Below are 13,775 nucleotides of genomic sequence, written 5' to 3'. Positions count from 1 at the left end.
TGCACAGACAACTTTGCCAAACCACATCGTCAAATTTTAGCAGTTGTGCATAGCATCTGCCGGGTTTTGGCCTGTGTCCCCTTTTCATTTGCCGCATAACGTGGTAAGATGGGTTTAACCTTAAATATGGAGTCTTCTCCCGGAAAGGAATGTTTCCCAATGAAATTCAACGAAATGACCTATACCCGCCCGGACATCGGTGCCCTGCTGGCCCGGTGCAAAGAGCTGGCCGCAAAGGCCGCTGCCGCACCGGACGGCGATGCTCTTGTCCGGCTCTACTACGAGCAGAGCGAAGCCTTTGCGGAGTACAACACCGCCGCGAACCTTGCCAACATCCACTACACCTGCGACACCCGCGATGAATACTGGAAGGCTGAGCAGGACTTCTTTGATGCCAACGGCCCCGCCGTGACCAACGCCAGCGTAGAGATCAGCCGCTCTTTCCTTGCGAACCCGCATGTGGATGCCCTGACCGAAAAATTCGGCACCACCTGTGTGGCCGGTATGAAGAATGCCGTTCTGGGCATGGATGACCGCACCGTGGAGCTGCAGCAGCAGTTCAATGCTCTGGTGAGCCGCTACCAGCAGATCTACGGCGGCGCACTGGTGGAACTGGACGGCAAACAGCTCACCATCCCGCAGCTGGGCCCTTACAAGGAGGATCTGGACCCTGCCGTGCGCCGCGCCGCCTACGAGGCCGAGGCCGGTTATTTTGACGCCCACCGTGCCGAACTGGACGAGCTGTACGGCGAGATCGTGAAGAACCTGAATGCACAGGCCCGGGTGATGGGCTATCACGACTACAGTGAGCTTTCCTATGTGCGCATGAACCGCATCGGCTACGGCCCGGAGGAGATCCGGAAATTCCGCGATCAGGTGGCAAACGATGTGGTGCCCCAGCTGCAAAAGGTGATGGCCATGCGTGCAAAGCGCACCGGCATTGCCCGCCCCACCTTCACCGATCTGCCCATCATGTTCAAGGACGGCAATCCCAAGCCCATTCCCGGCTACAAAGCCCGTATGGATGCCGCCCGCACCATGTACCATGAGCTTAGCCCGGAAACCGCCGAGTTCATCGACTTTATGCAGGACAACGAGCTGTTCGATGTGGAGAGCCGCCCCGGCAAGATGTCCGGCGGCTACATGACCAGCCTGCCCAGCTACAAGGCCCCCTTCATTTTTGCCAACTGGAACAACACCTCCGGCGATGTGGACGTGCTGACCCACGAGTGCGGCCACGCCTTTGAGGGCTATGTAGCCGAGCGTGACCCCGCCATCCCCGCCGATCTGGAATGCCCCGGCATGGAGAGCGCCGAGATTCACTCCATGGCCATGGAGTTCCTGACCGCACCGTGGCATCATCTGCTCTTCGGCCAGGATACCGACAAATACGCCCTGCTCCACGCTGAGGACAGTTTTGTGTTCCTTGCTTACGGATGCGAAGTGGACGAGTTCCAGCACATCATGTACCAGAACCCGGATCTGACCCCCGATGAACGCAATGCCGAGTGGCTCAAGCTGGAAAAGAAGTACCGCCCGTGGATCGATTTTGCCGGTCTTCCCTTCTATGGCCGCGGTGCAGGCTGGCAGCGTCAGCTGCACATTTATGAGTGCCCCTTCTACTATATCGACTACTGCCTGTCCACCATGGCCGCACTGCAGTTCTTCCTGCTGAGCCTTGACGACCACAAGGATGCGTGGGAGCGCTACCTGCGCCTTGTGCGCCGTGCAGGCATGGCCAGCTACACCGAGCTGCTGGAGACCGCAGGGCTGAAAGTCCCCTTTGAGGAAGGCAGCATCAAGGGCATCGCCCAGCAGATGACCGACTGGCTGGAGACCCATCAGGTATAAGAAGCCGTTTTCATCCGCACCGCACCCCGTCTGAATGGTCGTTCTGATGCATCTGAGGGGCGATTCATGCCGTTTTGCTGTCAGGAGCCTTAAAATCTGTATGCTCTGGACAGAGAAAAAGCGTTTCTGTGAAGCGAAAGGAGATTCCTATGAAACTGACCGGACTGTTCAAGCGCGGTGCCGCCTGCCTGTGCACCGCCGCCATCCTGATGGGCGGCGTCTCCGCCTTTGCCCTGAGCCCTGCTCTTCCGGACGAGCCTGCCCCGGCAGAGCTTTCTGTGACCAATGCGGTGTCGGAGGCGCAGCTGCGCTCTGCCCTGTCCAAGCTCACTGTCACCTATGACAGCGAGGCCGAGGGCTGGCAGATCGACTCTCCCTACGAGGAGGCCAGCATGGAAAAGGCCTCCTGCGGTCTGTACCCCTACCTGTTCGTTACCAACGATGATCCCACCGTTTATCTCAGTCTGGGCATGACCTACTTCGGCAATAAAAAGCTGGACATGAAATCTGTTCGGGTAGAGACCGAGGATAACTACTACGACTTCACCTGTGATGAAGAGTTCATCGGCGGCTACGACAATGACCTCAAGGCATGGTTTGACTATGAGCTGTTCGATATGGACGACGAGACCAGCTGGCTGAACGAGTGGCTTGCCGCCAAGAGCGTCACTGCCACCTTTACCGGCAAGGACGGCTCCACCAAGACCTACACCCTGACCAAGGACAACCTGCAGGCCATCCGCGACATCCTGAATGCCTACGACACCCTGCTTGGTTCCGACGTTTCCACTGCCCGCGTTGTGCTGCGCAGCCTTGTAAAGTAAACATTATCTGCTTACAGCAAAAGCCCCCGGAACGGTAATCCGTTCCGGGGGCTTTGTGTTATGCCTTATTCAGGTTCAGGCACTTCTCTTACAGGTTGAAGTAGCGCTTTGCGTTGTCGAAGCAGATGCCCTTGACGATCTTCTCCAGAGCCTTCTCGTCGTTGGGATACTCGCCATCCTCGACCCACTGGCCGATGATGTTGCACAGGATGCGGCGGAAGTAGTCGTGACGGGTGTAGCTCAGGAAGCTGCGGCTGTCGGTCAGCATGCCAACGAAGTTGCCCAGCAGGCCCAGACTTGCCAGACGGGTCATCTGCTCTTCCATGCCGATCTTGTGGTCATTGAACCACCATGCGGATCCGTGCTGGATCTTGCCCGGCACCTCGCTGTTCTGGAAGCAGCCCAGAATGGTGCCGATCTGTGCGTCGTCGGCGGGGTTCAGGCTGTAGATGATGGTCTTGGGGCACTCGTCGGTGTCGTTCAGGGCGCTCAGCAGGCTTGCGATCTCGCCGCCGCAGGTAGCGGTGTTGATCATATCATAGCCGGTGTCGGGTCCCAGCAGAGCGTTCATCTTGCGGTTCACGCCGCGCAGGCAGTTGTAGTGGATCTGCATGGCGATGCCCAGACGGTGATACTGCTTGCCCAGATGGATCAGGATGTAGGTCTGGTACTTCTCAGCCTCTTCGGTGGTGCAGGTCTCGCCCTTCATCACCTTCTGGTAGATGGCGTTGACCTCTTCCTTGGTGGCCTCACGGTAGGGGATGTAATCCAGACCGTGGTCAGAAGCGCGGCAGCCCATCTCGGCAAAGAACTCGATGCGCTTGGTCAGGGCATCGGTGACGCAATCGATGCAGGCCAGCTTTTCCTCGCCCACAACAGCGGCCAGCTTGCCCATGTACTCGGCAAAGCCGGGCTTGTTGATGTTGATTGCCTTATCGGGGCGGAAGGAAGGAGCCACGGTGAACTTGATGGTGGGATCTTCCTTGATCTTCTTGTGCCAGTACAGATCATCGATGGGGTCATCGGTGGTGCCGATGAAGGCAACGTTGGACTGCTCGATCAGGCCGCGGACAGTCAGCTTGGGATCGTGCTGCAGCTTGTCGTTGCACAGGTTCCACACTTCCTCAGCGGTGTCGCCGTTCAGCACGCCGTCGTAGCCAAAGAACACATGCAGCTCGAGGTTGGTCCAGTGGTACATCGGGTTGCCGATGGCCATGGGCAGAGCCTCTGCAAACTTCTGGAAGCGCTCGCGGTCGGGCTTATCACCGGTGATGTACTCCTCGGGCACACCGTTGGAACGCATCACGCGCCACTTGTAGTGGTCGCCAAAGTAGCTGCCGTCCGGGTTGCGGCCGCCCAGCCATACCTGAGCGATGTTCTCAAAGCGGCGGTTCTCGTAGATCTCACGGGGAGGGATGTGGCAGTGGTAGTCGCAGATAGGCATATCCGCAGCGTAGTCATGGTACAGATGCTGAGCAGTGGGAGACTGGAGCATGAATTCCTTATCCATAAATGCTTTCATGGGTCGATAACTCCTTTTCTCTGATGGTTTTTGTTAAAAATCCGTCAAACCTTGTGTACAACGGGACGCCCGCCTGCACGGGCAGGTTTGTCTTACCTTTAGTATAACGGAAAAAGCGCATGTATACAACTGAAAAAGTGACAAATTTTCTAGCACACAATTGTGCTTTTCGCTGGAAATGCCCCAAATCGTCACCTTAAGGCTAAAAATATTGCACAAAGCTCTTGACTTATTTGTATACAACAGCATAAAATAGGGTAAGGAGCAGAGGGCAGACAAAGAGGCTCTCTGATAAGCAAAGCAAGTTTATAAAGGAGATCAACAAGATGGAAACTTTGAACTACAAGGTTCTGGAAGGCACCGGCTATAACGGCTACATCCTGAAGGATGCACCCGTCAAGGTCATGCAGTTTGGCGAGGGCAACTTCCTGCGTGCTTTCGTGGATTACTTCTATGACATCGCAAACGAGAAGGCCGGCTACAACGGCAAGGTCAAGCTGGTGCAGCCCATCAGCAACTTCCCCCAGATGGCAGACTGGATCAACGAGCAGGAGGGCCTGTACACCCTGTACCTGCGCGGCAGCGAGAAGGGCCAGAAGGTCGATGCAAAGCGCGTGATCTCCTGCGTGTCCGACTGTGTGTGCCCCTACATCGACGGCAAGTGGGACGAAGTGCTGGAGCTGGCACGTTCTGCCGATCTGGAGACCATCGTTTCCAACACCACTGAGGCCGGCATCGCCTACACGCAGGGCGACAGCCAGTTCGATCAGGTTCCTCCCAACAGCTTCCCCGCAAAGCTGACCCGCGTGCTGTTCGAGCGCTACAAGGCATTCAACGGTGCTGCTGACAAGGGTCTGGCCATCCTGTCCTGCGAGTTGATCGACAACAACGGCAAGGAGCTGCAGAAGTGCTGCAACAACTACGCCAAGGACTGGAATCTGGAGCCTGCCTTCATCGACTGGATGAACAACGCAAACACCTTCTGCTCCACTCTGGTGGACCGCATCGTTCCGGGCCGCATCCGCGATCCCAAGGAACTGGCTGCCATGGAAGAGGCCAACGGCTACCACGACGCCGTTCTGGATGTGGGCGAAGTGTTCGGCGTGTGGGTCATCGAAGGCCCCGCTGAGCTGGAGGACAAGCTGCCGTTCAAGAAGGCCGGCGTGAACGTCATGGTCGTGCCCGATGTTACCCCCTACAAGAAGCGCAAGGTCCGCATCCTGAACGGTGCACACACCGGCTTCGTTCTGGGCGCATATCTGGCCGGCTTCGACATTGTGCGTGACTGCATGCACAACGACACCATCCGCGGCTTCATGAACAAGATGCTGCACGAGGAGATCATCCCCACCCTGCCGCTGGACAAGAAGGATCTGGAAGAGTTTGCTTCCGCTGTTGAGGACCGCTTCAACAACCCCTTCGTCAACCACGAGCTGATGAGCATTTCCCTGAACTCCACCTCCAAGTGGAAGGCCCGCAACATGCCTTCCTTCCTGGCTTACATCGAGGAGCAGAAGCAGCTGCCCAAGTGTCTGACCATGTCTCTGGCAGCCTACATTGCCTTCTATTCGAGCGACATTCAGGAGCGCACCGCCGACGGCCTGATCTGCAAGCGTCCTGCCGGCAACACCTACAAGATCCAGGATGACGCATGGGCTCTGGACTTCTACTATGCACACAAGGACGACACCGCTGCTCAGCTGGTGAACGCCGTGCTGACCAACACCCAGATGTGGGATCAGGATCTGACCAAGATCGAGGGTCTCGAGGCCGCTGTTCTGGCTGATCTGGAAATGATCCGCACTCAGGGTGCCGAGGCTGCTTACAAGAGCTGCCTGTAAGCCTGAAAAATCAACCTACCCGCACAACAAAGGGCTGCTGCTTTGGGCAGCAGCCCTTTTGTGCGATACGATAAGGAGAACTACTATGCCGCAGGCAATTCATATCAGCCCCATCGACAACGTGGTCGTTGCCCTGCACCCCATTGCCAAGGGCACGCTGGTGGAAGTGGACGGTCTTTCTGTGACTGCTCTGGAGGACATTCCGCAGGGCCACAAGATGGCCGTGAAGCCCATCAAGAACGGTGAGAACGTGATCAAGTACGGCTTCCCCATCGGCCACGCCACCGCAGATGCCGCTCCCGGCAGCTGGATGCACACCCACAACGTGCACACCAACCTGTCCGGTGAGGTAGAGTACAGCTACAACCCCGCCCCGGATCTGGCTCCCCTGCCCAAGGTCGAGCCGGAGACCTTTATGGGCTTCCGCCGCAAGGACGGCCGTGCCGCCATCCGCAATGAGATCTGGATCATCCCCACCGTGGGCTGCGTCAACGACATCGCCAAGAAGATCGTTGCCGACAATCAGGATCTGGTCACCGGCTCCATTGAGGGCCTGTACACCTTCACCCATCCCTTCGGCTGCAGCCAGACCGGCCACGACCATGCACAGACCCGCAAGCTGCTGGCTGCGCTGGTGCGCCACCCCAATGCTGCCGCCGTTCTGGTGCTGCATCTGGGCTGCGAGAACCTGCAGCACGATCAGTTCGTGGAAGAGCTGGGCGAGTACGACCACGACCGTGTGAAGTTCCTCACCTGTCAGGAGGTGGACGACGAGTTCACCGCTGCCCGCGATATCCTCAAGGAGCTGGCTGCCTATGCCGGGCAGTTCAAGCGTGAGCCTATCCCCGTGTCCGATCTTGTGGTGGGCATGAAGTGCGGCGGCTCGGACGGCCTGTCCGGCATCACCGCCAACCCCACCATCGGCCGCTTCTCCGACATGATGGGCCAGCGCGGCGGTTCCACCGTGCTGACCGAGGTACCCGAGATGTTCGGTGCCGAGGGCTTCCTGATGGATCGCTGCATCAACCATGATGTTTTTGTCAAGGCTGAGCACATGATCAACGGCTTCAAGGATTACTTCATCAGCCACAACGAGGTGGTCTACGATAACCCCTCTCCGGGCAACAAGCAGGGCGGCATCACCACGCTGGAAGACAAGAGCTGCGGCTGCGTGCAGAAGGGCGGCACCGCCCCCATCATGGACGTGATCGGCTACGGTGATCCCGTTGTCACCAAGGGCCTGAACATGCTGTACGGCCCCGGCAACGATCTGGTTTCTGCCACGGCCATGACCGCCGCAGGCGCACACCTGATCCTGTTCTCCACCGGCCGCGGTACTCCGTTCTCAGCCCCGGCTCCCACCCTGAAGATCTCCACCAACACCCCGCTGGCCCAGAAGAAATCCGGCTGGATCGACTTCAACACCGGCGTGATCGCCGATGGCGAAAAGACCATCGACGAGGCTGCAAAGGACCTGCTGGATCTGGTCATCCGCGTTGCAAGCGGTGAGCAGACCAAGGCCGAGAAGCACGGCTTCCGCGAGATCTCCATCTTCAAGGACGGCGTCGTTCTGTAATCGTTTCGAGGCTGCTGTATGGCACTTTGGCTGTACGGCAGCCTCTTTGTGCATGAAAACGGAAGGGAAGTGTTTTTATGGCTATGACCACTCGCATGATGATCTATGCGTTTCTGCTTTACGGCGGCATTTTTGCCGCTATCGTGGCCGTTATTGCAAGGGTCATAAAATATCTCATTCGCTATGGCATTGATTATTATTTTGAAAAACTGGCACAGAACCAGAAACATAAGGAGGACTGAACTATGAATCAGATCACCACCCGTTATGTCACCGAAAACGGTGCCTGCTATGAGCAGTACGTTATCACCGATGCTGAGGCAAAGACCGAGCTGGTCATCACCCCGGAGCGCGGCGGCATGATCACCGGCTTCTCCCTGAACGGCGAGGAGTACATCTGGACCCGCCACCCCAATTTTTCCGAGTGCAACCGCCCCCGCTTCGGCGTGCCGGTGCTGTTCCCCAACTGCGGCCTGCCGGATAACGGCGTGCACATCTTTGACGGCAAGGCATACCCCATGGAGAACCACGGCTTTGCCGACCTGTGCGCATGGGATGTGGAAAGCGTCGGCCCGGACGGCGTGACCCTGATTTTGGAGTCCACCCCGCTGACCAAGTTCCTCTATCCCTTCGATTTCACCGTGCTGATGAACTATAACCTTGAGGGCAACACTGCCGCCATCAACATGACCGTGATCAACGAGGGCGACACCAACATGCCCTTCAGCTTCGGCTTCCACCCCTACTTCAAGGCTTCCAAGCTGGAGAATGTGGACTTCGATATCAAGTGCGCCACCTGTTCCGAGAGCGCCAAGGGCGAGCAGCCCGCTGCCCCGGAAAAGATCACCCTCACCCGCAAGGAAGGTGCCGATAACAGCGTGCGCCTGCTGACCGGCGTGCAGTTTCCCATGACCCTCACCGACAGCGGCAGCGGCCACAAGGTGACTGTGGATGCCGACGACAGCTTCGACCACGCTGTGCTGTGGCAGCAGGATGCCGAGAGCTTTGTGTGCATGGAGCCCTGGAACGGCTGGGCCAACAGCGTCAATGAGGAAGGCAAGCACGAAGTGCTGGAGCCGGACGAGGCCATGACCGCTGATTGGAGCATCACCATCGAGAAGGTCTAAGCTTCATATCGTATAACAAAAAGGACACACCGTTGTGGTGTGTCCTTTTTGTTATACTTCAGTTCTTTGCCGGAATCATAAAGCTCTTATTTTCCGCCGGGTCCCAATAAAGCAGTTCCACCCTGCCGCCCTGTGCCAGCAGTTTTTCCTTCGGCTCCTGCTTTTGCCAGCAGCGTTCCAGCAGCTTTTCCATGTCGGCATCGGCAGACACCTTCTCCGGGCAGAGAGCGCTGCCCTGCCACCTGCCGTCGGCATACAGGCTCAGCGCACCGGCATTGCCCGCCAGAATGGCTGCAATGTCCTTCTTCATGCGGTCGTAGTCGTACTCCACGGCCTTGTACTGCCCATGCCACAGGCCGAAGAAGAGCGAGAACTCACCGCCCAGTTCAATGAGCAAATTCTCATCATTGTGCGGGTTCTTGACCACAAAAGCCACATCCCCGTTTTCCATGTAGTCGAAGTCCGGCTCCTCATTCGTGTGCACGGTCACATGCTGGCTGCTCAGCGCCGCAAGCAGGTCCTCCTGCACGGCACTGGTATCCGGGATCTCATCATAATTGATATTTGCGTTCATGGGTAGATGCTCCTTTTCTCTGTACTATTTGTGTTGTTATTTTTCACCAGACCGCACAGGCCTTCTTATTTTCCTTCATATTGCCGGATCATTTTTATACGCTGTGTAACAGAATCCATAAAACGGTTCACCCTACTTCACATTAGATCAATGCTTTTTGAATCTAACCATCGAACACACAACCTCGATATGCTCACTGTGAGGGAACATATCCACCGGCGTGCTGCTCTCCACTTTGTATCCCTTCCGGGTCAGCAGCTCCAGATCCCGGGCCAGCGTGACCGGGTTGCAGCTCACGTAGACCACACGTTTCGGGGCCATGCGGGCCACGCTTTCGATAAACTGCGGCGTAGAGCCCTCTCGCGGCGGGTCCATAAAGATCACGTCTGCGCGTTCACCAGCCGCAGCGGCTTCGCCGATCCACCGGGTGGCATCTGCGGCAAAGAAGCGGGCGTTCTTCACGCCATTGTGCTTTGCATTGCCTATGGCATCGTGCACCGCTTCGCGGTTCACCTCCACGCCCACTACCTGCTTTGCATGGTCGGCGGCGGTCAGGCCGATGGTTCCGATGCCGCAGTAGGCATCCAGCACCACTTCTTTGCCGGTGAGATGCGCCGCGTCCACCGCAAGGCCGTACAGCACTTCGGTCTGGGCGTGGTTGATCTGGTAAAAGCTGCGTGGGCTGATGGCATAGGTCTTGCCGCAGAGGGTATCCAGAATGAAGCCCTTGCCGTACAGCACCTTTTCCGCTTCACCCAGCACTACGCTGGTTTTGCGGTCGTTCACGTTCTGGACGATGGTGGTGATGGCCACGCCCTGCTTTCCGGCTTCGGTCAGCAGGGCTTTGACAAAGTTCTTGGCACCCGGCAGCACCGGCTGAGCCGTCACCAGCACCACCATCACCTGCCCGGTCATAACACCCCGCCGCAGCAGGCAGTGACGCAGAAGGCCGGTGCCCTTATCCTCATTAAAAGGCTGGTAATGGCAGGTGCCCGCTGCCGCACGCACGGCCAGCATGGTCTTATCCAGCACTTCGTCCTGCAAAAGGCAGCTTTCCACCGGCAGCACCTTGTGGCTGTTTGCCGCATAGATGCCGGAGGTAAGTTTTCCACCCCAGCCGGTGGTAAAGGTGGAGATCACCTTGTTCCGATAGTGGTACGGCGTTTCCATGCCCCGGATGTGCTCCACCGGGCCGTACTTCCCCAGCAGCTTTTTCACGGTCTCTTCTTTCTGTTTCAGCTGTGCGGCGTAGTCCATGCCCAGCATCGGGCAGCCGCCGCAATTTTTGGCACGCAGTTTGCAATCCATCTTCTGCTCTCCTTTTTACCCATAAGGGTCATACAGATCATATTCTTCCGCTTCCAGATGCTTTTCCTCCAGCACCTTCATGGCCTGTTCCAGCTCGCTCTGGCCGCAGCCGCTCTCGCTGACCAGCGCGCGCACCGCCGCCGCAAGGTCGCCGCCAAAGAGGGTGTCCAGCCGTTCCCGCATACTCCACACGTTGTAGGCGCGCTGGGTGATGGCCGGAGTGTAGGTATTGCGGTTGCCATCCTTGCCGCTTTTCACCCAACCCTTTTCTTCCAGCCGGTAAAGAAAGTTGAGCACGGTAGCCGGTGCCCAGCCCTTTGCGCGCAGCTTTTCGTCGATGTCCCGCCGGGTCGCGGGCGCACGGCAGGCCCACACCGCCAGCATCACCTGCTCCTCTGCCGCCGAAAGCGGCTTTACACTGTCCGGGATGCCGTACATCCTGCTGTTCTCCCTCCTTTTGGCATCTTTTTTGCTTTTACGTTTGTCTTTGTTTTATTATTATACCAATTTCTGCGCCAAAGCGCAAGAGCCGGAAACGCCGATGAAATCAGGCTTTTTCAGCTCTATTTTACATTTGTCTTTGTTTTTGTTTTTCCATCAAGGACATTTGTGTGCTTTGTGCCCGCACAGGGGCTTTTGCGCCGTATCTTTGTGCAAAGATGCTCTTGTTTTCATCCCTGCAAAACCGGTATACTACGGCTACAGCAATCAATAGAACGCACCGCAGAAAACCGCGGTGCTGTGCGATACAGGAAAGGGAGAGTTCATTATGGCACGAGTTTACAACTTCAGCGCAGGCCCCAGCATGCTGCCCGAGAAGGTGCTCAAGCAGGCACAGGCAGAGCTGCTCGAGTATGGCGACAGCGGTCAGAGCGTGATGGAGATGAGCCACCGCAGCAAGTGGTTCGATGCCATCATCAAGGACACCGAGGCCACCCTGCGCCGGGTAATGAACATTCCCGACAACTACAAGGTCGGTTTCTTTCAGGGCGGTGCCACCCAGCAGTTTGCCATGGTCCCGCTGAATTTCATGACCACCGGCAAGGCAGATTACCTTGTCACCGGCAATTTCTCGAACCTTGCCGCCAAGGAAGCCGCCAAGTTCGGCGAGGTGAACATCGTTGCTTCCAGCAAGGATAAGAACTTCACCTACATCCCGGACGTGAACGCCATCAACTATGATAAGGATGCCAGCTACATCCACATCTGCCAGAACAACACCATCTTCGGCACTCAGTTTGTCGAGGTGCCGCAGGTGGAGGGTGTGCCTCTGGTAGCCGACATGAGCTCCATGATCCTCTCCAAGCCCGTGGATGTGACCAAGTACGGCTGCATCTACTTCGGCGTGCAGAAGAATGTAGCTCCCGCCGGCATGGCAATTGCCATCGTCCGCGACGACCTGCTGGGCCATGCCGCCGACAATGTGCCCACCATGATGAACTACACCACCCTGCTGGGCAAGGACAGCATGTACAACACGCCCCCCTGCTGGTGCATCTATATGACCGGTCTGGTGCTCAAGTATCTGGAAAACGACATCGGCGGTCTTGCCAACATGCAGAAGATCAACGAAGCCAAGGCCAAAGTGCTGTACGACTATCTGGACGGTCAGGACTTCTTCACGAATCCTGTGGAGCACCGCTACCGCAGCACCATGAATGTCACCTTCACCAGCCCCAATGCAGATCTGGACAAGAAGTTCTGCGCCGAAGCTGCAGAAGCAGGCTTCGTGAACCTGAAGGGCCATCGTCTGGTAGGCGGTATGCGCGCTTCCATTTACAACGCAATGCCCGCCGAGGGTGTGGACAAGCTGGTGGACTTCATGGAGAAGTTCCGCAAGGCAAATGCATAAGAGGGGAATTCAGATATGTATACGATCAAAACTTTGAACGCCATCAGCCCGGTGGGTCTGGCAAAGCTGAACAACAAGCAGTTTGACGTGGCTGTGGACACCGATGCCCCGGACGGCATCCTCGTTCGCAGCGCCGACATGCTGAATACCGCCTTCAACGACAATCTTCTGGCCATCGCCCGCGCCGGTGCCGGCGTGAACAACATCCCGCTGGACCGCTGCAGTGAGCAGGGCATCGTGGTGTTCAACACCCCCGGTGCCAACGCCAACGCTGTGGCCGAGCTGGTGATCGGTATGCTGATCGCCGGCAGCCGCAATGTGGCTGCTGCTGCCCAGTGGTGTCAGGGCCTGACCGGCGACCCCGCCATGGCAAAGACCGTGGAAAAGGGCAAGAAGCAGTTCGTGGGCAACGAGATCAAGGGCAAGACGCTGGGTGTCATCGGTCTGGGTGCCATCGGCTCCCGCGTGGCTAACTGCGCCATTGAGCTGGGCATGGAGGTCTACGGCTACGACCCCTACATCTCCATTGACGCCGCATGGAACCTGAGCAGTCAGGTACACCACTGCGTGAACCTGAACGACATGCTGCCGCTGTGCGACTACATCACCATCCATGTGCCCTACCTGCCCACCACCAAGGACACCATCAACGCCCAGACCCTTGCCCTGTGCAAGGACGGCGTGAAGATCCTGAACTACGCCCGCGGCGAACTGGTCAACACCGAAGCCCTGCTGGAAGCCATGGAGACCGGCAAGGTGTCCGGCTATATGACCGACTTCCCGTCCGAGGCCATTCTGGGCAAGCCCGGCATCGTGTGCACCCCGCATCTGGGCGCTTCCACCCCGGAAGCCGAGGACAACTGCGCCGTGATGGCTGCAAAGGAGCTGAGCGACTACCTGAAGAACGGCAACATCATCCACTCGGTGAACATGCCGGAGGTCAACCAGCCCCGCGCCGGCGGCAAGCGCATCTGCATCATCCACAAAAACGAGCCGGGCATGATCAGCCAGATCACCGCCCTGACCACCGAAGCCGGCCTGAACATCGAGAACATGGTGAACAAGAGCAAAAAGAACATGGCCTACACCATGCTGGATGCTACCGGTGCTGTGGACAAGACGCTGGCCGAAAAGCTGGCTGCCATCCCCGCCGTGATCCGGGTGCGCATCCTGTAAAGCAAAACGGTTTAAAATGTCCGCCGCGTCGCTCTTGGCATCTTCAGCGGAAAACGATTTTTATTTTAGCAACCCGGAAAAGTCTGCGGATTTTTCCGGGTTGCTTTTTCACAGAGAAGGGCCG

The 13,775-nt window shown here is 57.5% G+C and carries 12 protein-coding genes; 8 read left to right on the top strand and 4 right to left on the bottom strand.

Going from position 1 to position 13,775, the window contains the following annotated elements; genetic code table 11:
* The first annotated feature begins 159 nt into the window (after window positions 1-159).
* On the top strand, window positions 160-1,851 hold the full coding sequence (locus ACGHP1_RS02410; RefSeq protein WP_390507533.1) for a M3 family oligoendopeptidase: 1,692 nt from the start codon (window positions 160-162) through the stop codon (window positions 1,849-1,851).
* A 149-nt stretch (window positions 1,852-2,000) separates the two neighbouring features.
* Window positions 2,001-2,675 (top strand): hypothetical protein, encoded by a 675-nt coding sequence (locus tag ACGHP1_RS02405; protein ID WP_242961833.1) that lies wholly within the window; start codon window positions 2,001-2,003, stop codon window positions 2,673-2,675.
* Window positions 2,676-2,763: 88 nt separating this feature from the next.
* Here ACGHP1_RS02405 and uxaC read toward each other — a convergent pair whose 3' ends face one another.
* Complete coding sequence (uxaC, locus tag ACGHP1_RS02400) at window positions 2,764-4,197, bottom strand: glucuronate isomerase (RefSeq protein WP_390507530.1); 1,434 nt, start codon at window positions 4,195-4,197, stop codon at window positions 2,764-2,766.
* Between the two features lie 326 nt (window positions 4,198-4,523).
* Between uxaC and ACGHP1_RS02395 the strand changes: the two genes are divergently transcribed.
* The 4 genes from ACGHP1_RS02395 to ACGHP1_RS02380 all read left to right on the top strand — a co-directional run bounded on the left by ACGHP1_RS02395 (window position 4,524) and on the right by ACGHP1_RS02380 (window position 8,741).
* On the top strand, window positions 4,524-6,038 hold the full coding sequence (locus ACGHP1_RS02395) for a tagaturonate reductase (protein ID WP_390507528.1): 1,515 nt from the start codon (window positions 4,524-4,526) through the stop codon (window positions 6,036-6,038).
* An 85-nt stretch (window positions 6,039-6,123) separates the two neighbouring features.
* Window positions 6,124-7,614, top strand: coding sequence for a UxaA family hydrolase (locus ACGHP1_RS02390; protein ID WP_005944146.1), 1,491 nt, complete (start codon window positions 6,124-6,126; stop codon window positions 7,612-7,614).
* 77 nt (window positions 7,615-7,691) lie between these two features.
* The gene (locus ACGHP1_RS02385) at window positions 7,692-7,856 is read left to right on the top strand and encodes a hypothetical protein (RefSeq protein ID WP_005944144.1); all 165 of its coding nucleotides are present in this window, start codon (window positions 7,692-7,694) and stop codon (window positions 7,854-7,856) included.
* 3 nt (window positions 7,857-7,859) lie between these two features.
* Window positions 7,860-8,741: an aldose 1-epimerase gene (locus ACGHP1_RS02380; RefSeq protein ID WP_005944142.1), complete on the top strand. Its 882-nt coding sequence runs from the start codon at window positions 7,860-7,862 to the stop codon at window positions 8,739-8,741.
* Window positions 8,742-8,799: 58 nt separating this feature from the next.
* Here ACGHP1_RS02380 and ACGHP1_RS02375 read toward each other — a convergent pair whose 3' ends face one another.
* The 3 genes from ACGHP1_RS02375 to ACGHP1_RS02365 form a co-directional block, all read right to left on the bottom strand.
* Complete coding sequence (locus tag ACGHP1_RS02375; protein WP_120080611.1) at window positions 8,800-9,315, bottom strand: hypothetical protein; 516 nt, start codon at window positions 9,313-9,315, stop codon at window positions 8,800-8,802.
* Window positions 9,316-9,462: 147 nt separating this feature from the next.
* Window positions 9,463-10,623, bottom strand: coding sequence for a 23S rRNA (uracil(1939)-C(5))-methyltransferase RlmD (gene rlmD, locus ACGHP1_RS02370; RefSeq protein ID WP_390507525.1), 1,161 nt, complete (start codon window positions 10,621-10,623; stop codon window positions 9,463-9,465).
* A 15-nt stretch (window positions 10,624-10,638) separates the two neighbouring features.
* Entirely contained in the window at window positions 10,639-11,061 is a 423-nt protein-coding gene (locus ACGHP1_RS02365; RefSeq protein WP_349137520.1) for a BlaI/MecI/CopY family transcriptional regulator, read from the bottom strand.
* 331 nt (window positions 11,062-11,392) lie between these two features.
* Here ACGHP1_RS02365 and serC point away from each other — a divergent pair, with 331 nt between their 5' ends.
* A complete protein-coding gene (serC, locus tag ACGHP1_RS02360; RefSeq protein WP_390507523.1) occupies window positions 11,393-12,475 on the top strand; it encodes a 3-phosphoserine/phosphohydroxythreonine transaminase in 1,083 nt (360 codons plus the stop codon).
* 15 nt (window positions 12,476-12,490) lie between these two features.
* On the top strand, window positions 12,491-13,651 hold the full coding sequence (locus tag ACGHP1_RS02355) for a phosphoglycerate dehydrogenase (RefSeq protein ID WP_390507521.1): 1,161 nt from the start codon (window positions 12,491-12,493) through the stop codon (window positions 13,649-13,651).
* The last annotated feature ends 124 nt before the right edge of the window (window positions 13,652-13,775 follow it).

Origin of the sequence: Faecalibacterium sp. i21-0019-B1 (genome assembly GCF_042852915.1) — a bacterium.
Lineage (GTDB): Bacteria > Bacillota > Clostridia > Oscillospirales > Ruminococcaceae > Faecalibacterium > Faecalibacterium taiwanense.
Note: the sequence above shows the minus strand (reverse complement) of the source record. Positions and strands in the feature narration are given on the sequence as shown.

Bases quoted from the DNA above. Each gene is read 5' to 3' on its own strand.
- ACGHP1_RS02410 (WP_390507533.1), top strand. From the start codon at position 160: ATGAAATTCAACGAAATGACCTATACCCGCCCGGACATCGGTGCCCTG.
- ACGHP1_RS02405 (WP_242961833.1), top strand. From the start codon at position 2,001: ATGAAACTGACCGGACTGTTCAAGCGCGGTGCCGCCTGCCTGTGCACC.
- uxaC (WP_390507530.1), bottom strand. From the start codon at position 4,197: ATGAAAGCATTTATGGATAAGGAATTCATGCTCCAGTCTCCCACTGCT.
- ACGHP1_RS02395 (WP_390507528.1), top strand. From the start codon at position 4,524: ATGGAAACTTTGAACTACAAGGTTCTGGAAGGCACCGGCTATAACGGC.
- ACGHP1_RS02390 (WP_005944146.1), top strand. From the start codon at position 6,124: ATGCCGCAGGCAATTCATATCAGCCCCATCGACAACGTGGTCGTTGCC.
- ACGHP1_RS02385 (WP_005944144.1), top strand. From the start codon at position 7,692: ATGGCTATGACCACTCGCATGATGATCTATGCGTTTCTGCTTTACGGC.
- ACGHP1_RS02380 (WP_005944142.1), top strand. From the start codon at position 7,860: ATGAATCAGATCACCACCCGTTATGTCACCGAAAACGGTGCCTGCTAT.
- ACGHP1_RS02375 (WP_120080611.1), bottom strand. From the start codon at position 9,315: ATGAACGCAAATATCAATTATGATGAGATCCCGGATACCAGTGCCGTG.
- rlmD (WP_390507525.1), bottom strand. From the start codon at position 10,623: ATGGATTGCAAACTGCGTGCCAAAAATTGCGGCGGCTGCCCGATGCTG.
- ACGHP1_RS02365 (WP_349137520.1), bottom strand. From the start codon at position 11,061: ATGTACGGCATCCCGGACAGTGTAAAGCCGCTTTCGGCGGCAGAGGAG.
- serC (WP_390507523.1), top strand. From the start codon at position 11,393: ATGGCACGAGTTTACAACTTCAGCGCAGGCCCCAGCATGCTGCCCGAG.
- ACGHP1_RS02355 (WP_390507521.1), top strand. From the start codon at position 12,491: ATGTATACGATCAAAACTTTGAACGCCATCAGCCCGGTGGGTCTGGCA.